At 70.4% G+C, this 22,932-nt stretch carries 22 protein-coding genes and 2 tRNA genes; 6 read left to right on the forward strand and 18 right to left on the reverse strand.

All coding sequences use genetic code 11. The features are described from left to right. Window positions 1-68: 68 nt before the first annotated feature. The 5 genes from ACFVYF_RS14255 to rfbA are packed head-to-tail and all read right to left on the reverse strand — an operon-like array spanning window position 69 to window position 4,420. The gene (locus ACFVYF_RS14255; protein ID WP_389455806.1) at window positions 69-1,181 is read right to left on the reverse strand and encodes a DegT/DnrJ/EryC1/StrS family aminotransferase; all 1,113 of its coding nucleotides are present in this window, start codon (window positions 1,179-1,181) and stop codon (window positions 69-71) included. A 5-nt stretch (window positions 1,182-1,186) separates the two neighbouring features. Next, window positions 1,187-1,639 (reverse strand): nuclear transport factor 2 family protein, encoded by a 453-nt coding sequence (locus tag ACFVYF_RS14260; protein ID WP_389455497.1) that lies wholly within the window; start codon window positions 1,637-1,639, stop codon window positions 1,187-1,189. Between the two features lie 25 nt (window positions 1,640-1,664). After that, complete coding sequence (locus ACFVYF_RS14265) at window positions 1,665-2,840, reverse strand: macrolide family glycosyltransferase (RefSeq protein WP_389455498.1); 1,176 nt, start codon at window positions 2,838-2,840, stop codon at window positions 1,665-1,667. 50 nt (window positions 2,841-2,890) lie between these two features. Further along, window positions 2,891-3,493 (reverse strand): dTDP-4-dehydrorhamnose 3,5-epimerase family protein, encoded by a 603-nt coding sequence (locus ACFVYF_RS14270; RefSeq protein WP_389455499.1) that lies wholly within the window; start codon window positions 3,491-3,493, stop codon window positions 2,891-2,893. A gap of 12 nt (window positions 3,494-3,505) precedes the next feature. Next, window positions 3,506-4,420 (reverse strand): glucose-1-phosphate thymidylyltransferase RfbA, encoded by a 915-nt coding sequence (rfbA, locus tag ACFVYF_RS14275; protein ID WP_389455500.1) that lies wholly within the window; start codon window positions 4,418-4,420, stop codon window positions 3,506-3,508. A 191-nt stretch (window positions 4,421-4,611) separates the two neighbouring features. On the opposite strand from rfbA, the gene ACFVYF_RS14280 reads away from it, so the two are divergent. After that, window positions 4,612-5,733 (forward strand): epoxide hydrolase family protein, encoded by a 1,122-nt coding sequence (locus tag ACFVYF_RS14280; RefSeq protein ID WP_389455501.1) that lies wholly within the window; start codon window positions 4,612-4,614, stop codon window positions 5,731-5,733. Window positions 5,734-5,851: 118 nt separating this feature from the next. On the opposite strand, the gene rfbB is transcribed toward ACFVYF_RS14280, so the two are convergent. The 7 genes from rfbB to ehuB all read right to left on the reverse strand — a co-directional run bounded on the left by rfbB (window position 5,852) and on the right by ehuB (window position 11,293). Further along, window positions 5,852-6,814 carry a dTDP-glucose 4,6-dehydratase gene (gene rfbB, locus ACFVYF_RS14285; protein WP_389455502.1) on the reverse strand — a complete coding sequence of 321 codons (963 nt, stop codon included), beginning with the start codon at window positions 6,812-6,814 and terminating at the stop codon, window positions 5,852-5,854. Between the two features lie 194 nt (window positions 6,815-7,008). After that, window positions 7,009-7,085 (reverse strand) — tRNA-Lys (locus tag ACFVYF_RS14290). A 115-nt stretch (window positions 7,086-7,200) separates the two neighbouring features. Beyond that, a complete protein-coding gene (locus ACFVYF_RS14295; protein WP_389455503.1) occupies window positions 7,201-7,959 on the reverse strand; it encodes an IclR family transcriptional regulator in 759 nt (252 codons plus the stop codon). A 227-nt stretch (window positions 7,960-8,186) separates the two neighbouring features. Further along, on the reverse strand, window positions 8,187-9,002 hold the full coding sequence (gene ehuA / locus ACFVYF_RS14300) for an ectoine/hydroxyectoine ABC transporter ATP-binding protein EhuA (protein WP_389455504.1): 816 nt from the start codon (window positions 9,000-9,002) through the stop codon (window positions 8,187-8,189). Continuing rightward, window positions 8,992-9,642, reverse strand: a complete 651-nt coding sequence (ehuD, locus tag ACFVYF_RS14305) for an ectoine/hydroxyectoine ABC transporter permease subunit EhuD (RefSeq protein ID WP_389455505.1) — start codon at window positions 9,640-9,642, stop codon at window positions 8,992-8,994. The genes ehuA and ehuD overlap by 11 nt, the downstream gene beginning before the upstream one ends. After that, entirely contained in the window at window positions 9,639-10,370 is a 732-nt protein-coding gene (ehuC, locus tag ACFVYF_RS14310) for an ectoine/hydroxyectoine ABC transporter permease subunit EhuC (RefSeq protein WP_389455506.1), read from the reverse strand. The genes ehuD and ehuC overlap by 4 nt, the downstream gene beginning before the upstream one ends. Next, the gene (ehuB, locus tag ACFVYF_RS14315; RefSeq protein WP_389455507.1) at window positions 10,367-11,293 is read right to left on the reverse strand and encodes an ectoine/hydroxyectoine ABC transporter substrate-binding protein EhuB; all 927 of its coding nucleotides are present in this window, start codon (window positions 11,291-11,293) and stop codon (window positions 10,367-10,369) included. Before ehuB ends, ehuC begins: the two co-directional genes overlap by 4 nt. 96 nt (window positions 11,294-11,389) lie before the next feature. Between ehuB and ACFVYF_RS14320 the strand changes: the two genes are divergently transcribed. After that, a complete protein-coding gene (locus ACFVYF_RS14320; RefSeq protein WP_389455508.1) occupies window positions 11,390-11,884 on the forward strand; it encodes a DUF3830 family protein in 495 nt (164 codons plus the stop codon). A 118-nt stretch (window positions 11,885-12,002) separates the two neighbouring features. On the opposite strand, the gene ACFVYF_RS14325 is transcribed toward ACFVYF_RS14320, so the two are convergent. Both ACFVYF_RS14325 and ACFVYF_RS14330 read right to left on the reverse strand, forming a co-directional pair. Beyond that, a complete protein-coding gene (locus tag ACFVYF_RS14325; protein ID WP_389455509.1) occupies window positions 12,003-13,403 on the reverse strand; it encodes an amidase in 1,401 nt (466 codons plus the stop codon). Between the two features lie 35 nt (window positions 13,404-13,438). Next, window positions 13,439-14,398 carry a D-2-hydroxyacid dehydrogenase gene (locus tag ACFVYF_RS14330; RefSeq protein WP_389455510.1) on the reverse strand — a complete coding sequence of 320 codons (960 nt, stop codon included), beginning with the start codon at window positions 14,396-14,398 and terminating at the stop codon, window positions 13,439-13,441. Between the two features lie 216 nt (window positions 14,399-14,614). Between ACFVYF_RS14330 and ACFVYF_RS14335 the strand changes: the two genes are divergently transcribed. From ACFVYF_RS14335 to ACFVYF_RS14345, 3 genes are all read left to right on the forward strand, one after another. Next, window positions 14,615-15,394, forward strand: coding sequence for an aspartate/glutamate racemase family protein (locus ACFVYF_RS14335; protein WP_389455511.1), 780 nt, complete (start codon window positions 14,615-14,617; stop codon window positions 15,392-15,394). Then, entirely contained in the window at window positions 15,391-16,122 is a 732-nt protein-coding gene (locus ACFVYF_RS14340; RefSeq protein ID WP_389455512.1) for a decarboxylase, read from the forward strand. The genes ACFVYF_RS14335 and ACFVYF_RS14340 overlap by 4 nt, the downstream gene beginning before the upstream one ends. 190 nt (window positions 16,123-16,312) lie before the next feature. Further along, complete coding sequence (locus tag ACFVYF_RS14345; RefSeq protein ID WP_389455513.1) at window positions 16,313-17,407, forward strand: LLM class flavin-dependent oxidoreductase; 1,095 nt, start codon at window positions 16,313-16,315, stop codon at window positions 17,405-17,407. Here the strand turns inward: ACFVYF_RS14345 and ACFVYF_RS14350 are convergent. Further along, window positions 17,383-19,275: a putative bifunctional diguanylate cyclase/phosphodiesterase gene (locus ACFVYF_RS14350; RefSeq protein WP_389455514.1), complete on the reverse strand. Its 1,893-nt coding sequence runs from the start codon at window positions 19,273-19,275 to the stop codon at window positions 17,383-17,385. The genes ACFVYF_RS14345 and ACFVYF_RS14350 overlap by 25 nt on opposite strands. A 356-nt stretch (window positions 19,276-19,631) precedes the next feature. Here ACFVYF_RS14350 and ACFVYF_RS14355 point away from each other — a divergent pair, with 356 nt between their 5' ends. Then, the gene (locus tag ACFVYF_RS14355; RefSeq protein ID WP_389455515.1) at window positions 19,632-21,239 is read left to right on the forward strand and encodes a M6 family metalloprotease domain-containing protein; all 1,608 of its coding nucleotides are present in this window, start codon (window positions 19,632-19,634) and stop codon (window positions 21,237-21,239) included. Window positions 21,240-21,561: 322 nt separating this feature from the next. Here ACFVYF_RS14355 and ACFVYF_RS14360 read toward each other — a convergent pair. From ACFVYF_RS14360 to ACFVYF_RS14370, 3 genes are all read right to left on the reverse strand, one after another. Further along, window positions 21,562-21,635, reverse strand: a tRNA-Lys gene (locus ACFVYF_RS14360). Further along, on the reverse strand, window positions 21,626-22,300 hold the full coding sequence (locus tag ACFVYF_RS14365; protein ID WP_389455516.1) for a bifunctional DNA primase/polymerase: 675 nt from the start codon (window positions 22,298-22,300) through the stop codon (window positions 21,626-21,628). Before ACFVYF_RS14365 ends, ACFVYF_RS14360 begins: the two co-directional genes overlap by 10 nt. Before the next feature lie 183 nt (window positions 22,301-22,483). Continuing rightward, the gene (locus ACFVYF_RS14370; RefSeq protein WP_389455517.1) at window positions 22,484-22,867 is read right to left on the reverse strand and encodes a hypothetical protein; all 384 of its coding nucleotides are present in this window, start codon (window positions 22,865-22,867) and stop codon (window positions 22,484-22,486) included. Between the last annotated feature and the right edge of the window lie 65 nt (window positions 22,868-22,932).

Here is a 22,932-nt window from a genome sequence, read left to right on the forward strand (position 1 = left end):
CCCGTGGTGTGGGGGGGGGCCGCCCCCCGGCTCCCCGCCTCCTCACGTCCCGCGCCGTCCGGCGGTGGTCACCAGCCGGCGGTGATGGTCTTCGCGATGTGGGCCCGGTCCTCGTCCGAGACCCACCAGCCGACCGGTATGGCGATGTGGCGCCCGGCGACGCTGTCGAGTCCGGGCAGGACCGCCTGGTAACGCTGGGTGGCGCCGTAGATGTCGTTGCGCTCGTGGACCTCGCTGGTGGCGATTCCGGCCTCCTTCATGCGCCGGACGAAGACGTCGCGGTGGTCCACCTTGAGGGAGTAGTACCAGAACGACGGATTGCGGTCGGGGGACCGTTCCGTCAGCTCGAGACCGTCCACGCCGGCCAGTTCGGCGTCGTAGAACGCGGCGTTCTCGCGGTGCCGGGCGACGAGGTCGTCCACGATCTCGAGGTTCGCCAGCCCGATGGCCGCGTTGATGTCGTTCATGTTGAACTTGAAGCCGTACGCGGGGATGTCGTTCTTGAACCGGGACGTACCGCCGTCGCGGTCGATGCCGTACCAGCGCAGCAGCCTGGCGCGAGCCAGCAGATCGTCGTCGGGCAGCACGATCAGTCCGCCGTCACCGGTCGTGAGGTGCTTGATCGCCTGGAAGCTGTAGACGCTGATGTTGCCGTGCCCGCCGAGCGGGACGCCCTTGTAGGTGGCGCCCCACGCGTCGGCGCAGTCCTCGATGACCCGGGGCCGGACGCCGTGGACGCGTTCGGCCTGGTCGAGGACGCGGTTCAGGCGGTCCAGGTCGACCGGATAGCCGCCCCAGTGCACGAGGACGATCGCCCGGGTCGCGGGCGTGATCTTCCGGGCCAGGTCATCGAGGTCGAGATTCAGGGTCGCCGGGTCGGTGTCCACCCACCGGATCCGCATCCCGTTCGCCAGGATCGGCCAGTTCGTCGCCGTACAGGTCAGCGCGGTCGCCAGGACCTCGCCGTCCCGGCCCGACTCCGTGGCGACCAGGTGGAGGGCCAGGTGCAGCCCGGACGTGGCGCTGTTGACGGTCAGGATCCGGGGGTTGTCCAGCCGGCCGGCCAGGGCGCGCTCGAACTCGTCGACCTTCGCGCCCTGACCGATGTAGCCGCTGTCCAGAACCTGGCCGACCAACGCCGACGCCTTCTCGGACATCGCCACCTTGAAGAGGGGGATCATGGCGCTCACTTGTAGGCGCCGTCGGTTTCGACGAAGCGCTTGCGCACGAGCCAGGACCCGTTCGAGCGGACGAGTTCGTCGTCGCAGAGGGTGTGGTGGCGGAAGTGCACCTCGCCGTTCAGGAGCGTGCGGTCGGGGGTCACGTAGACCATGACGTAGCTCTGCGCGCGGACCGTGACGTCGTCCAGCTGCTCGACGGTCAGCTGACCGACCCAGTGCCGGAGGATGAGCCCCTCGTGCAGGGCCGACTGCCGCTCGATCGCCTTGACGAGGATCTCGCGGCCGACCAGCGGCTCAGGCATGTCGGCAGCCTGGAACACGCCCTCCGGAGTGAAGGTCTGAGCCCACTGCTCGCCGTCACCGCGGTCGAGGATCTTGAGCTGCAGCGAGTAGAACTGCTGGATCTCCAGGAACAGGTCACCCGGGACGAGCTTGGTGCTGAGATCGTGCGAGTTCATCGGCATCTCCTGTTGGTTTCGAGCGTCACTTCGACGCGGCGTCGAGGTGACCGAGAATCGTGTCGGCCGCGCGCGGCGCGCCGCCCGCCTCCTGCATGTGCTTGCGCATGTCGCGCAGGTTCGCCTGCACGACTTCGTCGGCGGCGACCTCCAGGACGGCCTCCCGGAGGGTCTCGGCGGTGACCTCCTCGGGGTCCAGCACCCGGCCGAGCCGCAGCTCGTCGGTCCGCTTGGCGATCATCTCCGAGTCCCCGTTGTGCGGTACGGAGACGAGCGGCACCCCCGCGTACAGGGCGTTCATGGTGTTGCCGGCACCGCCGTGGCACACGAACGCGCCGGCGTGCTCCAGGACCGCCTGCAGGGTCAACCACGTGTGGATCTCGGCGTTGGGCGGCAGTTCACCCACCGCCTCCAGGTCCACGCCCGGGCCCGCCGCGATCACGACATGCCACGGCAGCCCCTCGAACGCCTTGGCGCACATCGCGAAGAACTCGGGCTGGGTGTTGAAGGTCGTGCCCAGGGAGATCAGCACCACCGGGTTGTCGCTGGACGGCCGCCAGGTGCCCTGCAGATCGCTCTCCCGCAGCGGTATCCCGACGAACGTGTACCGGTCCTCGGGGAAGGACTCGGCGTCGGACTGGAACTCGCGCGGCAGGAAGGAGATGTTGCGGGGCGCGTCCGCCATCAGCTCGTCCAGCGGGACGCCCTGCAGCCCGTTCTCGTCGGCGAACGCGCGCAGCTCACGCGTCAGGTCGCCGAACATCCCCTCGGCGGCGCCCTTCGCCTCGGAGAAGTACTGGTGGGACGCGAGGACCGGGTAGAGCTGGATGCCCGGCACGCCGAGCTTGCGCGACATCACCCGGCCGAGGAACTGCATGGAGATGTCGTAGACGAGGCAGTCCGGCAGGTCCTCGCCGAAGTGGGCCTCCAGGGACGGCGCCGTGGCGGCCGCCTCCCGGACCGCACCGAGCAGGACACGGGCCAGCCAGTCCTCGGCGCCGGTGGGCGCGATCGTCCGGGGGTCGAGTGTCGTGGTGTACGGGATGACCTCGGCGCCCGTCGAGGCGATGCGCTCGGCGAAGTCGTCGGTGGTCAGGTAGCTCACCTTGTGGCCGCGCCTGACCAGCTCCTCGACCACGCCCAGCGTCGGTGTGACGTGACCCGCCGCGGGGATGTTCAGGAAGGCGATGTGCCTTTTCATGACTGCTCCTGTTCCTGGTGTCGTCGACTCACTCGGGGATGACCGCCGCCTCATCCGCGGCGCCGGCTCGGTGTCTTGACACGGAGGTCCGAGAACTGCGGCAGCACGCCGAGGGCCTCCGTCTTTGCCAGCGTCGGTGCGTTCCGGTCCTTGTCGGACAGGACGACGTCGTCCATGGCGGGCCACGGCAGGGCGAGCCGCGGGTCCAGTGGGTTGATCGAGATCGTCTTCCCGGGGGTGTAGACGTTGTCGCACAGGTACGTGACCACCGCGGTGTCGCTGACCGCCGCGAAACCGTGGCCGAGCCCTGCGGGGATGTACACGGCCTGCCGCTGCACGTCGTCCAGCGGTATCGCGAGGGAGGCGCCGTAGGTGGGCGAGCCGACCCGGACGTCGACGACGACGTCGACGATCGCGCCGCTCACGCACGTCACGTACTTCGCCTCACCCGGCGGGGCGGACGTGAGGTGGATGCCGCGGATCGTGCCGCGCCGCGAGACCGAGCAGTTGACCTGTGCCACGTCCATCGCGTGGCCGGTCGCCTCGGCCAGCCGGTGGCCCACGAACAGTTCCAGGAACGCACCGCGCGGGTCGCCGAACACCTGCGGCCTGACCAGGTGCACGCCCTCGATGCCGAGTTCTTCGAAGTTCATCAGGTCTCCTTGTCACCCGGTGACGCCGGCGCCGACCGGGACCGGCTGCTGGACCTCTTCGGCGGCGGCGTCGAGCAGCCCGGTCAGGTACACGCCGTAGCCGCTCGACAGGAGCGGCTCCGCGAGTTCCCGCAGCCGGTCGTTGCTGATGAGCCCGTTGCGCCAGGCCGCCTCCTCGACGCAGCCGATCTTCAGTCCCTGCCGCTCCTCGATCACCCGGACGAACTCCGACGCCTGCACCAGCGAGGCGAAGGTCCCGGTGTCGAGCCACGACGTGCCGCGGTCGAGCACGGTGACGCTGAGCTCACCGCGCCGCAGGTACGTCTGGTTGACCTCGGTGATCTCCAGCTCGCCGCGTGCGCTGGGCCGCAGCGACCTGGCGATGTCGACCACGCGGTTGTCGTAGAAGTAGAGGCCCGGGACCACGTACCTCGATTTCGGGTGCGCGGGTTTCTCCTCGATGGAGAGGACGCGCCCTTCGCGGTCGAAGTCCAGGACGCCGAAGGCGCTCGGGTTCGCCACCGGGTAGGCGAAGATGTGACCACCGTCCGGACGGGCATGGGTCTTCAGCTGCTCGCCGAGGCCGACGCCGTGGAAGATGTTGTCGCCGAGGATGAGAGCCACCGGCTCGTCCCCGATGAAGTCCGCGCCGATCACGAGCGCCTGCGCGATGCCCCCGGGCCTGGGCTGTGTCGCGTACTGGATCCGCAGGCCCAGTTGCGCGCCGTCGCCCAGCAGCCGCTCGAAGGAATCCCGGTCGGACGGCGTCGTGATGACGAGGATGTCCCGTACCCCCGCCAGCACCAGGGTGGACAGCGGGTAGTAGATCATCGGCTTGTCGAAAACCGGCATGAGCTGTTTCGATACGGCTTGGGTGACCGGCCACAGCCGGGTGCCGGTTCCGCCGGCCAAGATGATGCCTCGCATGTCTCGGAAGCTAATGACGGCGCCTATAGAGCCGATCGAGGCCGGGTGGGGGATCGGCGAATCCCCGGCTCGACCTCCCTTCCAGCAGCGGCGATTGCCGGCGCCGGGGGCAGTCCCACACGGCTCCAGTGGCCTTATAGGCCGGGGTGGAAGCCTGACCCGGATCAGTACCGGCGAGGGAGGTACCCGGAGTGAGCTCGAAAGCCGTTCCATTCACCGTTGATGTGCCGGAGGAGACGCTCGCCGACCTGCGGCGGCGGCTGGCCGGGACACGATGGCCCGACAAGGAGTCCGTGTCCGACTGGTCCCAGGGCATGCCGCTCGACAAGGCCAGGGAGCTGTGCGCCTATTGGGCCGAGAAATACGACTGGCGGACCGCCGAGGCGCGGCTGAACGAACTGCCCCAGCTCCGCGTGGAGGTCGACGGTCTCGGGGTGCACGTCGTGCACGCGCGCTCGCCGCACCCGGACGCGCTGCCCCTGCTGCTCACCCATGGCTGGCCCTCCTCCGTTCTGGAGTTCACCGGCGTCGTGGAGGCGCTGACCAACCCGCCCGACCCGCGCGACGCGTTCCACGTCGTGATCCCGTCGCTGCCGGGCCACGGCTTCAGCGACAAGCCGGCCGAGCTCGGCTGGACCGTCCCGCGCATCGCCGCCGCGTGGGCGTCCCTGATGGCCGAACTCGGCTACGACCGGTACGGCGCCCACGGCGGCGACTGGGGTTCATGGGTGACCGGCGTCCTGGGCAGCACCGACCCCGGGCATCTGGCCGGGATCCACCTGGCGATGCCGATGGCGCCGGCCCCGAAGGAGAAGATCGAGCTGGACGCGCGGGACCAGAGGGCGATGGCCAGGATGGCGGGGTTCGGGCAGAACCGTTCCGGTTACGCCGCCATCCAGTCGTCCCGTCCGCAGTCCCTCGGCTACGGGCTGAACGACTCGCCCGCCGGGCTGGCCGGCTGGATCGTCGAGCGCTTCCACGAGTGGGCGGACCACGACGGCGACCTGGAGCAGGCCGTCTCCCGTGACTGGCTGCTCGACAACGTGATGATGTACTGGCTGACCGGCACCGCCACGTCCTCGGCACGCCTGTTCTGGGAGAGCTGGCACGACCACCCGGCCGAGGAGGTCCGAATCCCGATGGGTGCCTCCGTCGTCCCGAACGACGCCTGGATGCCGCGCGCGTGGTGCGAGCGCCGCTTCACCGACACGCGGTACTGGAAGGACCTCGACAACGGCGGGCACTTCCTCGCCGTCGAACAGCCGGACACCTTCGTCGGTGAGCTGCGCGAGTTCTTCCGCCTGGTTCGCTGACGGCGGCCCCCGGGCGCCCCGCGCTCAGGCCCTGTCCGGCCCGGTGAACAGCGAAAGGCCCGCCCGGTTCTCCGGGCGGGCCTTTGGGTGCCTGCTGGGCGCGAGACCCCGCGGACTTCTACCGGTTCCACCAGGAGGTGTTGTCCCTGTACCAGTCGACCGTGGCCTTGAGGCCCGTCTCGAACGACTGCCGTGGGGCGAAACCCAGCTCGTTCTGGATCTTGGTCATGTCCAGCGAGTACCGCTGGTCGTGGCCGAGCCGGTCGGCCACCCGCTCGACCATGTCCCAGCCGGCCCCGCAGCTCTCCAGCAGGCGCGCGGTCAGCTCCTTGTTGGTCAGTTCCGTGCCACCGCCGACGTTGTAGACATGGCCGGGCCTGCCGCCCCGCAGAGCCAGCTGCACAGCCAGGCAGTGGTCGGCGACATGGAGCCATTCACGGACGTTGTCACCCGCTCCGTACAACGGGACCCGCCGCCCCCGCAGAAGATTCGTCACGAACAGCGGGATGACCTTCTCCGGCTCCTGGTAGGGACCGTAGTTGTTCGAGCACCGCGTGATCACGACGTCCAGCCCGTGGGTCCGGTGCGCGGACAGCACCAGCAGGTCGGAGCCCGCCTTGGACGCCGCGTACGGTGAATTCGGCGCCAGCGGCTGCGCCTCGGTCCATGAGCCGGCCGCAATGGAACCGTAGACCTCGTCCGTCGACACGTGCAGGAAACGCCCGGTCCCGTGCCGCCGGGCCGCGTCCAGCAGGACCTGAGTGCCGAGCACGTTCGTCGTGACGAACGGGCGGGCGTCGTCGATCGACCGGTCGACATGCGACTCGGCGGCGAAGTGGACGATCGCGTCGTGCCCGCGTACGACCTCGTCCACCAGCTCCGCCTCACAGATGTCGCCGTGGACGAACCGGAACGCGGGATCCCCGGCGACCGGCGCGAGGTTCTGCGGATTGCTGCCGTGGCCGAGCTTGTCGATGACGGTCACCCGGGCGCCGTCCGCCCCCGGAAGCTCGCCGGACAGCAGCGCCCTGACGTACTGGGAGCCGATGAATCCGGCCCCGCCGGTAACCAAGATTCGCATGCCCGAGACTCTAGGGCCGCGGACTCGACGCCGGCTTGAGTCGTCGCGTCAGTGCAGCCACGCCGGCCCGCAGCTCTCTTCGAGGCCATCGAGGCCCACCCGGACCCTTCCCGGCCCCGGGGTGATCCAGCACCCGAAAACGCGAAAGGGGCTTCTCAAAAACTTGAGAAGCCCCAGGTCAACGACCTTTTCGCTGGTGCGCCGCCAGGGACTCGAACCCCGGACCCGCTGATTAAGAGTCAGCTGCTCTAACCAACTGAGCTAGCGGCGCATGACTCTCGCCGACCCGCTCCCGCGGGCTGACGACAGAGAAAATACTACCTGGTCCCGAGGGATGGTTCTGACCACCCGGGCGCGAGCCGGGTGGCCGGAAACAGGGACCTGTCCTAGATGGCGAGCGAGAGCAGCACCGGAGCCGCACCCCGGTTCAGCGTCTGCGCGGCCTGCCGCAGCCGGTGCGCGTGCTCGACCGGCAGGGACAGCGCGAGGCACCCGACGGAGGAGCCCGCGGTGATCGGGACGGCCGCGCACACCGTGCCGACCGCGTACTCCTGGAGGTCGAGCACCGGGACCGTGGGCGGCTGGGCGTCGAGCCTGCTGAGCAGCACCCGCTCGTTGGTGATGGTCCGCGAGGTGAGACGGGCCATCTTGTGGCGGGAGAGGTGGTCGCGGCGGCCGTTCAGATCCAGCTGGCCCAGCAGGCTCTTGCCGACCGCACTGGCATGGGCGGAGGAGCGGAAGTCCACCCACTCGTTGACCGCGGGCGTGGCGGGACCCTCGGCGTACTGGGTGACGTGCACCTCACCGTCGATGTACCGGCTGATGTAGACGGCCGCGCCCACCGAGTCGCGCAGCCGGTCCAGCGTGTGCTGGAGCTTCTCGCGCAGGGCCTCGTCGCGCCCGTGCGCGGAGCCGAGCCTGCTCAGGGAGGCGCCGGCCACATAGGCGCCGTCGGTGATCTGCTCGACGTACCCCTCGCGGCGCAGCATCCGCAGGAGTGCGGTGAGCCGGTCCGTGCCGAGGCCCGTCTCGCGGGCGAGTTGGGTGTCGGTGATGCCGGTGCTCTGCCGTGCCACTGTCTCCAGGACCCGAAGGGCGTCCTGGGCCGAGTGGTACGGAGCGGTCGGCTCGTTCATCAGCGCCACGGTTTCCCCCTGCGCTTTTCGGCCCGGCTCGGACGGAACAAGCCCGGACGGCGGGCTCTCTCCACGATAACCACCAAAGCGCTTGCCGTGAGCGTCTGTTGACGAGATTGGTGGCGCGCTCCATGCCTCTCAGCAGGAACGCGCCACCCTGGCATATGCCAGCGTCACGACTCAGGAGTCATGTCCCACCGGCTGGACCTCGTGCCTTGCGCGTTCACTTCCCGTAGTCAGAGCACCGCGCTGAGGAATTCCCGCGTCCGGTCGTGTTCCGGATCGCTGAAGATCCTCTCCGGCGGCCCCGCCTCGATGACCCGGCCCGAGTCGAACATCAGAACCTGGTCCGAGATGTCGCGGGCGAAATTCATCTCGTGGGTCACACAGAGCATCGTGATGTCCGTGGTGCGGGCGATGTCCCGGAGGACGTCGAGGACACCCGCGACCAGCTCGGGGTCGAGCGCGGACGTCACCTCGTCCAGGAGCAGCACCTGCGGCCGCATCGCCAGCGCCCGCGCGATGGCCACCCGTTGCTGCTGGCCGCCGGAGAGCTGGCTCGGGTACTTGTCGACGTGGTCGGTCAGACCCACCAGCTCGAGCAGCTCCCGGGCCCGCTGCTCGGCCTCGTCCCGGGACAGGCCGAGGACGGTGACCGGCGCCTCGGTGATGTTCCGCAGCACCTTCATGTTCGGGAAGAGGTTGAACTGCTGGAACACCATCCCGATGTTCTTGCGGACCTCCCGGATGTGCTTCTCGCCGGCCGGGACCAGCTTCCCGTTCCTCTCCTCGTGCGTCAGGTAGTCGCCGCCCACCTTGATCGTGCCCTCGTCGGGTCTGGTCAGGGTCATCAGCAGCCGCAGGATCGTCGTCTTGCCGGAGCCGGACGGGCCGATCAGCGTGACGTGCTTGCCGGACTCGACCGAGAAGTCGAGCCCGTCGAGAACGGTGTTGTCCCCGAAGCGCTTGGTGACCCGGTCGAAGCGGATCAGCTCGCTGCCGTCCACCGGCGGATTCACGAGATCGTTCACGGGATTGGTGTCAGCGGACAAGACGTCGCTCCAGGGCTCGCATGAGGAGGGAAGCCGGATAGGAAATGAGGATGAAGGCCACGCCGATGACCGTGAGCGGCTCGGTGAACTGGAAGTGCTCCTGAGAGAAGAGCCGCGCCTCACCGAGCATGTCGAGCACGGTGATCGCCATCAGCAGGGGCGTGTCCTTGAGCATCGAGATGACGTAGTTGCCCAGCGCGGGCACCACCCGGCGGATCGCCTGCGGCAGGATCACCGCGGTCCAGGTGCGCGTCAGGGGCAGATTGAGTGCCGTGGCCGCTTCCCACTGGCCGGCGGGCACTCCCTCGATGCCGGCCCGGTAGACCTGCATCGTGTACGTCGAGTAGTGCAGCCCGATCGCGACCACACCGGTGGTCAGCGCGGAGAACGTGACTCCCCACTCCGGCAGCACATAGAAGAGGAAGAACAGCTGCACGAGCAGCGGGGTGTTGCGGACGAACTCCGTGACGACCCCGACCGGCCAGCGCACCCAGCGCGTCGGCGTCCGCATCAGCAGCGCCCAGAGCAGACCGAGGGCGAAGGAGATCAGCGAGCCGAGCACCAGCGCCTGAAGAGTGACCAGCAGGCCGTCCCAGAAGTGCGGCATGAAGTCGCCGACCGCGCTCCAGTCCCACTTCATCGCGCACCCCCGGTTCCGGCGCCGGCCGTCGCCGTGTCCGCCGCGTCACGCCGTAGCGACCACGCGCCCTTGCGCTGCGGCGCCCGGCCGAGCCCCGCCTTCAGCCGCCGCTCCAGACCCCGCATGATCCGGGTGAGCAGGAAGGCGATCACGAAGTAGATCAGCAGGATGTACGTGTAGATCTCCGCGCTCTCCTGGAGGGCGAGCCGCACCAGGTTGCCGCTGAACGCCAGGTCGCCCATGCCCATGACCGACACCAGGGCGGTGCCCTTGAGCAGCTCGACCAGCAGGTTCGAGAACGACGGGATCATCTCCGGCACCGCCTGCGGCAGCAGGATCAGCCGCATCCGCTGCCAGGGCGTGAAGCTGAGCGCGATCCCGCCCTCGAGCTGCGCGGGGTCGACGGCGTTCAGGGCGCCGCGCACCACCTCGGCGCCGTACGCGCCGTAGGTCAGTCCGAGCGCCAGCGTGCCGGCCCACAGGGGCACCAGCTGCCAGCCGAAGGCGGGCGGCAGCACGAAGAACACCCAGAAGATCATGATGAGCGCCGAGGTGCCGCGGAACACCTCGGTGTAGAAGCCCGCGAGGAAGCGGACGATCCACAGCCGGGAGGCGCGCGCGATACCCACGACGAAGGAGACGGCCGTGGCCAGCAGCGCGCTGAACACCAGCAGCTGGACGGTGGTCCAGATCCCCTTGAGTACCAGTTCCCAGAGTCCCGAGGTCATCCGCGACAGAGCTCCTTCGCGGTCATGTCGGTCATCTCGGCCTTGGTGAAGCCGAACGGCTTCAGGATCCGGAAGAGCTCACCGCTCGCCTTCATCTTCGCCAGCTCGGAGTTGAAGGCGTCCCGCAGCTTCGTCTCGGTCGGCCGGAAGGCGAAGCCGCCGCCGTCGACATGCGGCTTGCCCTTCACCAGCGGTGCGAAGGGCTTCGTGCTCTCGGTCCTGCCGGACTTCTTGACCACCTCGCGGACCGTGAGCGCCGTCCCGGCGAAGACGTCGACGCGCCCCGCCTCCACGGCGTTCAGCCCGGCCACCTGATCCGGCACGATCAGGATGTCGCTCTCCTTGTACCCGGCCTCCACGGCGTACTGGATCTCCGCATAGCCGGTCCCGGTGGCGAACTTGGCCTTCTTCCCGACGACGTCCCGGTAGTCGTGCAGGTCCTTCGGATTGCCCTTGCGGACGATGAAGGCGTCCAGCATCCGGTAGTCCGGGTCGGAGAAGATGACCTGCTCGCAGCGCTCCGGGTTGATGTACATCCCCGCGGAGACCACGTCGAACTGCTGCGAGTTGAGTCCCGGGATGAGCGAACCGAACTCCGTCGGCACGGGCTGCACCCGGTCGACGCCCAGCCGCTTGAAGATGACTTTCGCCAGCTCCGGCGCCTCGCCGGTCAGCTCGCCGTTCCTGTCGATGTAGCCGAAGGGGATCTCACCGGCGATTCCCAGGCGTACGACACCCTGGGCCTTCAGCCGGTCGAGGAGATCACCGCCCTCGGTGGCGGAGGCCGTGGCCACGCGGCTGCAGCCGGCGGCGCCCAGCGCGCCGACCGCGCCGAGCGCCGAGGCACTCGTGAGCAGCGATCGCCGGCTGGGCCTTCTTATGCCTGCGTCCTGAGCGTCGTTGTTCCCTTGTGGTGGAGCCATGGGCGCGCGGCTACCCGAGTCCAGCCATCCCATGCGGATCAATTTCGGCCCGGCTAGGGCCGACGCCCCCTTGACCGCGGAGGGACCATGGAGTGCATGGCTGATCGCTACATCGAAGTCTCCCTGCTCAAGCGGGGGGTCCACTGCACGGCAAAGCTCCTCGACGACCGGGCGCCGGTCACCTGCGCGGCGGTGTGGGACGCCCTCCCGCTGAGCGGCGACGTCTACCACGCGAAGTACGCGCGCAATGAGATCTACGCCCTTTTCCCGCCCTTCGCGGCACAGGAACCACCCCTGGAGAATCCCACCATCACCCCCATACCCGGCGATCTCTGCTATTTCGCCTTCGCCGGCTCCGAGTTGGGCACCAAGGCGTACGGCTACGACACCGAGCATCGGCCGGGCACCACGGTCGTCGACCTCGCCCTCTTCTACGAGCGCAACAACCTGCTGCTCAACGGAGACGTGGGCTGGGTGCCCGGCATCGTCTGGGGCCAGGTCACCGAGGGCCTCGACGCGATGGCCGAGGCCTGCAACGACCTGTGGCGCTCGGGCGCCCTGGGGGAGACGCTCAGCTTCCGCCGGGCGTGACGATCGGACGCGGAGAGGCGCCCCGCCCGTCCGCCCGCCCGGACACCGCCGGCCCGCTCACGGCCCGAGCCCGAACCGATGCCCTTGTGGCGGGCCTCCGCCGCGCCCCGGCCCCCCTCTAGAGCACCGGCGGAGCCACCCCCGCCGCCCCCGCCTCGTACAGCGCGTGGGCCGTGCGCAGGACCAGGTCGTCGCGGTGGCGGGCGGCGACGATCTGCAGGCCGATCGGGAGCCCGTCCGCGTCCGTCCCGACGGGCACGGTCGCCGCGGGCTGCTGGGTCAGGTTGAAGGGGTACGTGAACGGGGTCCACCCCGTCCAGCGGCGGTGGCCCGAGCCCTTGGGGACCTCCGCTCCCGCCTCGAACGCGGTCAGCGGCAGCGTCGGCGTCACCAGCACGTCGTACGAGTCGTGGAAACGGCCCATCCGGCGCCCCAGCTCCATCCGGACGTCGACGGCGGCGAGATAGTCGAGCGCGCTGAACCGGGCGCCGGCCGCGCAGATTTCCCGGAGCCCCGGGTCGAGCAACTCCCGCTGGTGGGGCCCGAGTCGCTGGGTCACCCGGGCCGCCCCGCTGAACCACAGCACATGGAATGCCCCGGCCGGGTCCGTGAAGTCGGGGTCGGCCTCCGACACGTACGCGCCGAGCCCCGCCAGCCGCTCCACCGCCCCGCGCACCGCCGCCGCGACGGCGGGCCGGACCGCGACCTGGTTGCCGAGAGAGGGCGAGTACGCGATCCGCAGCCCCCGCACCCCGCCGTCCAGTCCGTCCGTGAAGGAACCGTCCACCGGCCCGAGCCCCGACCAGTCCCGCGGATCGGGGCCGCTGATCACATCCATCAGCAGGGCCGCGTCGGCGGCGTCCCGGGTCATCGGACCCACATGCGCCAGCGTCCCGAACGCGCTGGCCGGATAGAGCGGTACCCGTCCGTACGTCGGCTTCAGCGCGAAGATCCCGCAGAAGGCGGCGGGGATACGGACACTCCCACCGCCGTCCGTGCCCAGCGACAGGGGGCCCGCGCCGAACGCCACGGCCGCCGCGCTGCCACCGCTGGACCCGCCGGCCGTGCGCGAGACGTCGTACGGATTGCGGGTCACCCCCGACAACGGCGAGTCCGTGACGCCCTTCCAGCCGAACTCCGGCGTCGTCGTCTTGCCCAGGAACACCGCCCCGTGCTCGCGCAACCGGGCCACCGAGGGCGCGTCCTCGTCCCAACGGCCCTTCGGGTCAACGGTCCTGGAGCCGCGCAGGGTCGGGCCGCCGCGCTGCAGGAGGATGTCCTTGACGGTGACCGGGACGCCGTCGAGCAGGCCCGCCGGTTCACCGCGCCGCCAGCGCCCCGCCGACTCCCGGGCCTGCGCCAGGGCCTCGTCCGCGTCGACGCGGACGAAGGCGTTCACGGCGGCCTGTACCCGCTCGGCCCGATCCAGGGCCGCCCGGGTCGCGTCCACCGGGCTGAATTCGCCCTTGCGATAGCCGTCGACGAGTTGTACCGCGGTCAGCTCGGTGAGCTCGGTCATCCGCCCCTCCAAAGGAGTCAGTGCCCTGCGCAGGTTCAGTGCCCGGGAACGTACCCACGCTTCTTGTCGACCACGTTCGGCAGTGGCTCGCCGGCTTCCCAGCGCTCGTACAACTCCACGAACTGCGCGCCGAGTTCGTCCCGCCAGCCGATCGTGTCCCCGCTCATGTGCGGCGAGACGATCAGTCCGGGGACATCCCACAGGGCGCTGTCGGGACCCAGCGGCTCGTGCGGGAAGACATCCAGTGCCGCGCCCGCGATCCAGCGCTTGTTCAGGGCCTCCACGAGCGCGTCCTCGACGACGAGCTGCCCACGCCCGACGTTGATGAAGCGCGCCGACGGCTGCATCATCCCGAGCCGCCGCGCGTCGAACATGCCGGACGTCTCCGCGGTGAGCGGCGCCGCGGACACCACCCAGTCGGCGCGCGTCAGCAGCCGGTCCAGCTGCTCCGGGCCGTGCACGCCGGCGCGCGCGGTGCGTCCCACCAGGGCCGTCGTGATGCCGAGGGCCTCGAGCGTGCCGGTGATCGCCCGCCCGATCGGCCCGGAACCGACGACGCACGCGCGCGTGCCGGCCACCCGCTGCGTCTCGCGGTGGCGCCACTCCCGGGCGCGCTGCAACTCCCAGGTGCGCGGCAGATCCTTGGCCATCGCGAGGACGAGCGCGGCGACGTACTCGGCGATCGGTCGGTCGAAGACCCCGCGCGCATTGGTCACCACCGTGTCGGACGCGGCGAGTTCGGGGGACATCAGATGGTCCACGCCCGCGCTCGCCGTGTGCACCCAGCGCGGCCGGGGCCCCTCACCGGGCCAGGCGTGGCGCACCGCGTGCGAGGCGAAGTCCCACACCAGCAGCACGTCCGCCCGCGGCAGCCGCTCGGCCAGCGTCGACTCGTCGGCGTGCTCGACCCGCACCCGGCCGCTGAGGCTGCCCAGCCGCGGCAACGGCTCGGCGTCCAGGACGAGAAGGGTTACGGGGGAAGGGAGTTCGGACATCGGGGGGAAACCGTTTCGCAATGCGCGTCCGCTTCTCTGGAGTGAATGTTCTCCGGATCCCGGAACGGTGTCTCCGAGACCGTGGAGGCTGGGCCGGCCGCAGCCGTCTGAGATGCGCGGATTGACCACGCTCGCACCCGAACCTACCTTCGTCAACACGGGCTCTGTTCACGGTCCGTTGCTCACCCGTTTCCGTTCGTGAGGCCGGTGCCTGCTTTGGACATTTCCTTCCTTGGTGGACCGCGCCCGCAGCGCGGTGTCGGTGTGGTGGCCCCTTTCGACTTCGCCCTCGACCGCGAGCTGTGGCGCTGGGTGCCGGACGACGTCTCCCTGCATCTGACCCGGACGCCCTTCGTGCCGGTCGAGGTCAGCCTGGACCTGGCCCGGCTCGTCTCCGAGCACGAGACCCTCGGCGAGGCGGTGCGCGCCCTGAACGCGGTCGCGCCCGAGGTCGTCGCCTACGCCTGCACCTCGGGCAGCTTCGTCGGCGGTATCCCCGGCGAGCGGGCGATGTGCGAGGCGATGACGCGGGCGGGCGCCGTCCCCTCGCTCACCACCTCCGGCGCCCTTCTCGCAGCGCTGGCGGAGCTCGGCGCGCAGCGGATCGCGCTGGTCACGCCGTACACGGTCTCGGTCACCCAGTCCCTGGAGGAGTATCTGGCGGAGGCCGGCATCCAGGTCACCGGGCGCGCCTTCATGGGCCTGACCCGGCACATCTGGAAGGTCCCGTACCGCGACGTGGTCGACATGGCCCGCGAGGCCGTACGAGGCGCGGCGGACGCCCTGTTCATCAGCTGTACCAACCTGCCGACGTACGACGTCATCCCCCAGCTGGAGGCGGAACTGCGGATCCCGGTGATCTCGGCCAACCAGGTAACGGTGTGGGCGGCCCTGCGCCAACTGGGTACCCGGGCCGTGGGGCCCTATCAGCGGCTGATCGATCAGTCCGCCCGACAGCGGCCCGTACTGCCGGAAGAACAGGAAGGTTGGGCATGACCGCACTCGGATTCCTCTACCCGGGCCACTCGGCCGAGGACGACTATCCGCGCATCGAGCAGCTCCTGGGCAGCGACATCCGCCTTCCCCTCGTCCACACGGACATCGGCGAGGACGCCCATCGCGTCGACGCACTGCTGGAGATGGGCTCCACCGCCCGGCTCGCCGCGGGCGTCGAGGAGCTGCGGCTGTCCGGCGCCGAGGCGGTGGTGTGGGCGTGCACCAGCGGCAGCTTCGTGTACGGCTGGGAGGGCGCCCACGAGCAGATCCGCTCCCTCGCCCGTGCGGCGGGGCTGCCCGCCTCCTCCACCTCGTTCGCCTTCGCGCACGCGGCGGGGGAGATCGGGGCCCGGCGGGTCGCCGTCGCGGCGACGTACCCCGACGACGTCGCCGAGCTCTTCGTCTCCTTCCTCAAGGACGCGGGCGTCGACGTCGTCTCGATGCGCGGCTCCGGGATCATCACGGCCGCGGAGGTCGGCACCTGGGGCGAGGACGAGGTGCTCGCCCTCGCCCGCGCGGGGGACCACCCCGACGCGGACGCGGTCCTCCTCCCCGACACCGCCCTGCACACCGCCTCCTTCCTCCCCGCCCTGGAACAGGCCCTCGGCAAGCCGGTCCTCACCGCCAACCAGGTCACCGTCTGGGAGGCCCTCCGCCTCGCCGACCGCCGCGTCAACGCCCCGACGCTCGGCGCCCTCTTCACGAGGGAGCCCCTGATCCAGGCGTAAATTCAGCCCCTCCGGCGTTTGAGGAGCGGGGTCTGGGGCGGAGCCCCAGGAACAAGGGACGGGTAGGGGCGGAGGGGGCGAAATACCTCCCCGCCCAGCCCCCACCCCGCGCCCGCACGGGAATAAACGGAGACAGCCTCCTGTTAGGTCACGGCGGAAGCGCGACGCACCAACACAGGAGGCACCCCCGGTGGCAGACACGGACGAGATCCGAGGCAGGACGCAGGGCACCGCCCCGGTCCCCCTCTCCGTACTGGACCTGGTCACGGTAGGCGCGGGCCGCACCGCCACGCAGGCTCTCCAGACCAGCGTCAAGATCTCCCGCCTGGCGGAATCCCGCGGCTTCCACCGCTACTGGGTGGCCGAGCACCACTCCATGCCGGGCGTCGCCTCGTCGTCCCCGGCCGTGATCCTCGCCCACCTGGCCGCCCACACGACCCGCATCCGCCTCGGCTCAGGCGGAGTGATGCTCCCGAACCACGCTCCCCTGGTGATCGCGGAGCAGTTCGGCACGCTGGAGGCGATGGCCCCGGGCCGCATCGACCTGGGCCTCGGCCGGGCCCCCGGCACGGACGGCGCCACCGCGGCCGCCCTGCGCCGCACCGACAGCCTGAACGAGGGCGCCGACGACTTCCCCGAGCAGCTCGCCGAGCTGACCCGCTTCCTGGACGACGACTTCCCGCCCGGCCACCCGTACGCCCGTATCCACGCGGTCCCGGGCCCCATCCAGTCGACCTCGCCCGGTGGCGTCCAGTCCCCGCACCGACCCCCGGTCTGGCTCCTTGGCTCCTCCGGCTTCAGCGCCCGGCTGGCCGGCATGCTCGGCCTGCCGTTCGCCTTCGCGCACCACTTCTCGGCCCGGAACACGATCCCGGCGCTCGACCTCTACCGCGAGTCCTTCCGCCCGAGCGCGCTGCTCGACGCGCCCTACGCCCTCATCGGCGTCTCGGCCCTCGCCACGGACGACGAGAAGGAGGCCCGCCGCCAGGTCATGGCCGCCGCCCTGAACATGGTCCGCCTGCGCACCGGCCGCCCCGGGCTCGTCCCCACTCCGGAGGAGGCGGAGGCGTACGAATTCAGCCCGCTGGAGCGGGAGTTCATCGACAGCTGGAACGCCAACGTCATCCACGGCACCGCCGACGAGGTCCGCTCCGGTCTCGATGACCTGCAGAAGCGCACCGGCGCCGACGAGTTGATGATCACGGGCAACGCACACAGCGGAGACGTACGGCTGCGCTCGTACGAACTGATCGCGGACGCCTACGGTTTGCCGGCGCCCGCCTGAACACCCGGCACGCTGAGCAGCTCGGAGATACGATCCGGAGCCACCGGGCGTGAGTAGAGCCACCCCTGCCCGGTGTCGCAGCCGATAGCGCGCAGGCGGGTGGCCTGGGAGGACGTCTCCACGCACTCGGCGGTGACGGTCAGCCCCAGCCGGTGGGCGAGTTGGATGAGCGCCTCGACGATGACCTCGTCGGCCGGATTCGGGTGGGTGTCCGTGCCGTCGAGGCTCTCGTACTGGAAGCCGCGGACGAACGAGCCGTCGAGCTTCAGGACCGAGACCGGCAGCCGGCTCAGATACGCCAGGTTCGAGTAGCCGGTGCCGAAGTCGTCGATGGCGATGCGTACGCCCATGTCGCTGAGGGCCTGGAGCGCCTGGAGCGGGCGGCCCGCCGACCCCATCACCGCGGACTCGGTCAGCTCCAACTGGAGCAGATGCGGCGCGAGTCCGGTCTCGGCGAGGATCTGTGCCACGTCCGCGACCAGGTCGGAGTCCCACACCTGACGCACCGCCACATTCACGCTGACGAAGATCGGCGGGGTGTCCGGGTGGTCGAGCTGCCAGCGCCGGGCCTGGCGGCAGGCGGTGGCGAGCACCCAGCGGCCGAGCTGCACGATCGAGCCGTCCTCCTCGGCCAGTCCGATGAACCGATTCGGCGTCAGCATGCCGAACTGCGGGTGGTTCCAGCGCACCAGCGCCTCCACCCCGCGCACCCCACCGTCCTCCATACTGACCAACGGCTGGTATTCGAGGGCGAATTCACCGCGCTCGACAGCGGGCCGCAGCGTGGAGGAGAGGGCCTGCCGGGTCATGCGGTGGGCGTTGCGCTCGGGGTCGAAGAGCGTCCAGCGGGCCTTGCCGTCCGCCTTTGCCCAGTACAGCGTGGTGTCCGCGGCCTGCATCAGGCCGGTGGCGGTGGTTCCGGCCGCGTGGCGCTCGACGACACCGATGGACGCCGACACCGACAGCCGCTGCCCGGACAGGTCGAACGGCGCCTGCAGGGACCTCAGTACGGACTCGGCCAGGTCGGCCAGCTGGTCGGTCCCGGTGGAGTCCTCGACCAGCAGCGCGAACTCGTCGCCGCCGAGCCGGGCCACCAGAGGAGCGGCGCCGCGCGCGTAGCCCGCCTGGTCGGCGCAGCGCGTCAGGCGCTCGGCGACGGCCGCCAGCAGCCGGTCCCCGACGCGGTGCCCGAGCGTGTCGTTGACCGCCTTGAACCCGTCCAGGTCCAGATAGCAGAGCCCGATCCGGCCGGTGCCGCTCTCCTCGTACGCCTCCGCCTCCAGGGCGGCCGAGAGGCGTTCGAAGAACAGGGTCCGGTTGGGCAGCCGGGTCACCGGGTCGTGCATCTGCAAGTGACGCAGCCGCGCCTGGAGTTCACGGCGGGCGCTGATGTCGGCGACCGACAGCAGGACGGCCCCCTCCTCCTGCGGCAGCGGCGCGATCGTCACCTGGACCCAGAGGGAGTGTCCGTCGGGGTGCTTGATCCGGCGGGTGCAGCGCAACCGGGCCTGCCGGCCGCGGAGCACCTCGCGGTACGCGTGCCACGTGCGGGCGTCGGACGCCAGGTCCACCAGATCGGCGGCGATCCGCCCGGCGAGGGTGTCCGCGCCGGTGCCCAGCAGCATGCCCAGCGTCTCGTTGGCGGTGACGACCAGGCCCTCGCGGTCGACGACGGCCATGGCGAGCGGGGCGGCGGCGAACGCGGCGCGGACGGGTCCGCCGGCCGGTCCCGCGCCGAGTCCCTCGGGCCCCTCGCCGGGCAGGCGAGCAGGCGTGGCCGTACGGGAAGACGTGTCAATGTGACGCTCTGTGACGGCCGGCCGGACGAGGTCTGCCGCGGGCGCCGGCCCTTCGGACGTTCCGCTCACCGCTCACTCCCGCAGTGCACTCGTTCTTCGTATGGGTCTCGTCGGGGTGCTCGGCCGGATGGGGGACGGCCGCACAAGCCGTGGCCGTGCAGGAAAGTGTGCCGATCATAGAGGTTGGCCCAAAGGCCTTCCAGCCACTGTCCAGTGTCCCGGAACAACCACCCCTTCTGACAGATCGTTTCTGCTCGCGCCTGGACCGGTTCCTTCCTGCGGCGATCGCTTGTGACGTTCTGTGAGTGTTCGGGGGTGTCGGCCGTCGGGACGTCTCACTCTTCTGGTGCAGACAAACAGGGCAAAGTATGACAAATCAGATGAGGCTGGGTGCGGTGTCCTGACAACCGCATCCGGAGGTCGACGTGCCGCGTCCGCTCCCACTGAAGGGGCTCACTCGTGATGCTCTGAAGGGCCTCACCCGTGAGGGCGCGCCCCGGCTGCGCAGCACCGCGGCCGTGTTCACCTCGATGACCGCGCTGGCCGCGACATCCCTGATCACCGGCCCCGCGCTCGCCGAACCGCTCGCCGCCCCCTGCACCCTGAAGCGCACGCCGGCCCACCACTCGGAGGGCGTCGACACCTGGAACACCGCCTACCCGCGGCCCACCCGGCCCCTCAACGCGGTGCTGGTCTTCCTCTCCTTCCCCGACTCGGCCCCGACGACGACACCCGCGGAGCTCACCGCCGACTACTTCCCGGCGACCAGCCGCTTCTTCGAGCGCGCCTCGTACGGCAAGTTCACCCTGCGCCCGTATCCGCAGCCCCAGTGGATCCGGATGCCGCACCCCTCCACCTCGTACGCCATACGGCGTGACTGGAACTCCGCGCGGCGCGGCGCCTATCTGCGCGACGCGCTGCGGGCGGCGGACGGGCAGGTCGACTTCTCGCGGTACGACATCGTCTACTTCGTGGCCGACCCGGACGCGCCGGGCGTCGACTCGGACGCGACGAAGGTCGTCAACCTCGACACCCCGATGTGGGCCGACGGCAAGCAGATCCGACGGGTTGTCACGGTCTTTGAGAAGCACCCGCCGGACCGCCTGGTCCTCGCCCACGAGACGGGTCACGTCTTCGACCTGCCCGACCTCTATCACCGTCCGACGGACGGCAAGGGCGACTGGGACACCTATGTCGGCGACTGGGACCTCATGGGCAGTCAGTTCGGCCTCTCGCCGGACCTGTTCGGCTGGCACAAGTGGAAACTGGGCTGGCTGGAACCGCACCAGGTGGCCTGCGTGCAGGGCACCGGCACCACCCGGCTGACCCTGGAGCCGCTGTCGCAGAGTCCCGCGGACACGGCGGCGACGGCGCCGGCGGTCTCCGCGGGATCCGGAGCGGACGGGGCGCTTGCCGGCGGCCGCTTCGGCTCGGACGGCCTTCCGCTCGACCAGGGCGGACAGTCCTCCGGCCCGGGTGGCCGGGGCGCCGGCTCGGCGGGCCGACCCGTCGGCAGGGACGGGGACGTGCTGAGCCCGGACGCGCGGACCGTCAGGCCCGGCGCGCGGATCATCGGCCCGGGGGCGCAGGCCGTCGGCTCCGGCGGACGGGTGGTGGGCTCCGCTCCGCAGGTCATCGGACCGGGGATGCCGGCCGTCGGCCTGGGCGCGCAGCCCTTCGGAGCGGGGCGGGGAACGAAAATGGCGGTGATCCGCACCGGCCCCGACAGCGCACTCGCGTTCGAGGCGCGCGGTTCGTCGGGCAACGACAGTGCCACCTGCACGCAGGGGGTCCTCGTCTACAAGGTGCGCAGCGAGACCGAGTCCGGCGGCGGCCCGGTCGAGGTCGTCGACGCACACCCGCACTCCGAGGGCTGCTGGGACGACTCGGTGTACCCACCCCTGGCGGACGCTCCGGTAGGAGTCGGCGAGAGCTTCAAGGTGCCCGGGGAGAACGTCCGGGTCGAGGTCGAGGACCACACGGTCTCCGGAGCCTGGACAGTCAAGATCACGACGGGTCGGCCCACGGATTGACCCCTCGGGTGTACGACGCCTTGCTTACCCCCAGCCGACGCGCCCGGGGCCGGCGAAGCCGCGCGTCAGCCCCAGCCGCAGCGAAAGCCGACACCTGAACCTCAGCCACAGCCCGCAAGCCCACAAGCCCAGCCCCAGCCCCAGCCGCAGCAAAAGCCGATACTGAACCTCAGCCCACAGCCCGCAAGCCGAAACTGAGCCCCAGCCACAGCAATGGGGGTGTGGGTGGCGAAGCCCCCACAACGCGCGGCGAAGCCGCGCAAAAACAACGATAGCGAGACCGGTTCGCGCATTCCGCGAACATGCCTCGCTATCGATAGCGTGCGCCGCCAGGGACTCGAACCCCGGACCCGCTGATTAAGAGTCAGCTGCTCTAACCAACTGAGCTAGCGGCGCCTGCTGACGTCGTAGACCTTAGCATCCTGATCGGCGGGAGGAAAAATCGATATCCGCACCGCCGCGGAGGCGGCCGCGCGGGCTGCGCGGACCGTCGCCCAGAGGAGGATTTCGGGCCCGGGGAGCCAGGGGTGGCGGGTGTCGGGGGCGACGAGCCAGCGGGATTCGAGCCGGGCGGCGGGCGCGGGAGCCGGGGCCGCGGTCAGGGCCGGCACGGTGACGGCGTCGCCGGTGCCGTGACAGAGCAGGGGCGGGATCGCGGCGCGGTGACCGGCGCCTTCGTCGGCGCGGGAGCCCCATTCCTCCCAGTCCAGCAGCGACGGCAACCGCTGGGCGGTACCGGGGGCGGCGAAGAGGAGCATGCGCCCGCGGTAGGTGGCCACGGGGCCGGAGCCCGGCCCTTCGTCCCAGAGCCGGTCGAGCATCCGCCGCCCGAAGATCGCGGGGGCGTTGACGACGTCGAAGGCGGTGCCGCAGGGCAGCACGACCGGGGCGCCGGGCCGCTCCTGCCAGAGCGCGAGCGTGCTGCGCGGATACGTACCTGCCGAGGCGAGCCAGGCGGCCCCCTCCGAGGTGACGTCCGAGACGTCGAACCGGTCGGAGGAGGGTTCGACGGCGCCGTAGCCGTGAAGGGACGTGCCTGCCGGATTCCGTGTGCTGCTCATGCCACCTACATCTACCGGCGGTGAGCGGTCCGTTTCAAAGAGTTGCGGGAAATCGGGACGAGGGGGACGTGGATGGAGTATCTTGCCCGTCCGGCATATGCCAAACAAACGTGCGAGCGGGAGGCCGCGTGGGGCGGGGTCATCCGCCGGGCCCCGGCCCGCCCCCGTCGGCCCGCCGCAGGCTCACGCGTGGTCGCTGATCCCATGTCCATGGCTGTGGCCATTGCCCTCCGCGCCCCGGAGCAGGTCGCGGCCGAACTCGACCATCTTCTTGGCGTAGTCCTCGGTCCACTCCGCGCGCTCGGCGATCGAGGCGGGGGTGAGCCGGTCGAAGCGGCGCGGGTCGGCCAGCTGGGCGGCGGCGATGGCCTGGAACTCGACCGCACGGTCGGCCGCCGCGCGGAACGCGTGGGTCAGCTCCGTGGCCCGGGCCAGCAGCGCGCGCGGATCGTCGATCGACTCCAGGTCGAAGAAGTGCTCCGGGTCGCCGGCCGCCTCGGCCGGCTCGAAGAGCAGGGGCGCGGGGCGTAGCCGCGGTTCGTTCCGACGCGGCGTGGGCTCCGCCATGTCTTCTCCTCCTCGTACGGTTCCGGTGGCGCGTCCTACTGGATGGGCCACCGTCCATTGTCTCC

It is taken from the genome of Streptomyces sp. NPDC058274, assembly GCF_042881375.1.
Taxonomy (GTDB): domain Bacteria; phylum Actinomycetota; class Actinomycetes; order Streptomycetales; family Streptomycetaceae; genus Streptomyces.

What these genes read in the sequence shown, in the direction of transcription:
- ACFVYF_RS14255 (WP_389455806.1), bottom strand. Translation starts at nt 1,181, where the DNA reads ATGATCCCCCTCTTCAAGGTGGCGATGTCCGAGAAGGCGTCGGCGTTG.
- ACFVYF_RS14260 (WP_389455497.1), bottom strand. Translation starts at nt 1,639, where the DNA reads ATGAACTCGCACGATCTCAGCACCAAGCTCGTCCCGGGTGACCTGTTC.
- ACFVYF_RS14265 (WP_389455498.1), bottom strand. Translation starts at nt 2,840, where the DNA reads ATGAAAAGGCACATCGCCTTCCTGAACATCCCCGCGGCGGGTCACGTC.
- ACFVYF_RS14270 (WP_389455499.1), bottom strand. Translation starts at nt 3,493, where the DNA reads ATGAACTTCGAAGAACTCGGCATCGAGGGCGTGCACCTGGTCAGGCCG.
- rfbA (WP_389455500.1), bottom strand. Translation starts at nt 4,420, where the DNA reads ATGCGAGGCATCATCTTGGCCGGCGGAACCGGCACCCGGCTGTGGCCG.
- rfbB (WP_389455502.1), bottom strand. Translation starts at nt 6,814, where the DNA reads ATGCGAATCTTGGTTACCGGCGGGGCCGGATTCATCGGCTCCCAGTAC.
- ehuD (WP_389455505.1), bottom strand. Translation starts at nt 9,642, where the DNA reads ATGAAGTGGGACTGGAGCGCGGTCGGCGACTTCATGCCGCACTTCTGG.
- ehuC (WP_389455506.1), bottom strand. Translation starts at nt 10,370, where the DNA reads ATGACCTCGGGACTCTGGGAACTGGTACTCAAGGGGATCTGGACCACC.
- ehuB (WP_389455507.1), bottom strand. Translation starts at nt 11,293, where the DNA reads ATGGCTCCACCACAAGGGAACAACGACGCTCAGGACGCAGGCATAAGA.
- ACFVYF_RS14320 (WP_389455508.1), top strand. Translation starts at nt 11,390, where the DNA reads ATGGCTGATCGCTACATCGAAGTCTCCCTGCTCAAGCGGGGGGTCCAC.
- ACFVYF_RS14325 (WP_389455509.1), bottom strand. Translation starts at nt 13,403, where the DNA reads ATGACCGAGCTCACCGAGCTGACCGCGGTACAACTCGTCGACGGCTAT.
- ACFVYF_RS14330 (WP_389455510.1), bottom strand. Translation starts at nt 14,398, where the DNA reads ATGTCCGAACTCCCTTCCCCCGTAACCCTTCTCGTCCTGGACGCCGAG.
- ACFVYF_RS14340 (WP_389455512.1), top strand. Translation starts at nt 15,391, where the DNA reads ATGACCGCACTCGGATTCCTCTACCCGGGCCACTCGGCCGAGGACGAC.
- ACFVYF_RS14365 (WP_389455516.1), bottom strand. Translation starts at nt 22,300, where the DNA reads ATGAGCAGCACACGGAATCCGGCAGGCACGTCCCTTCACGGCTACGGC.
- ACFVYF_RS14370 (WP_389455517.1), bottom strand. Translation starts at nt 22,867, where the DNA reads ATGGCGGAGCCCACGCCGCGTCGGAACGAACCGCGGCTACGCCCCGCG.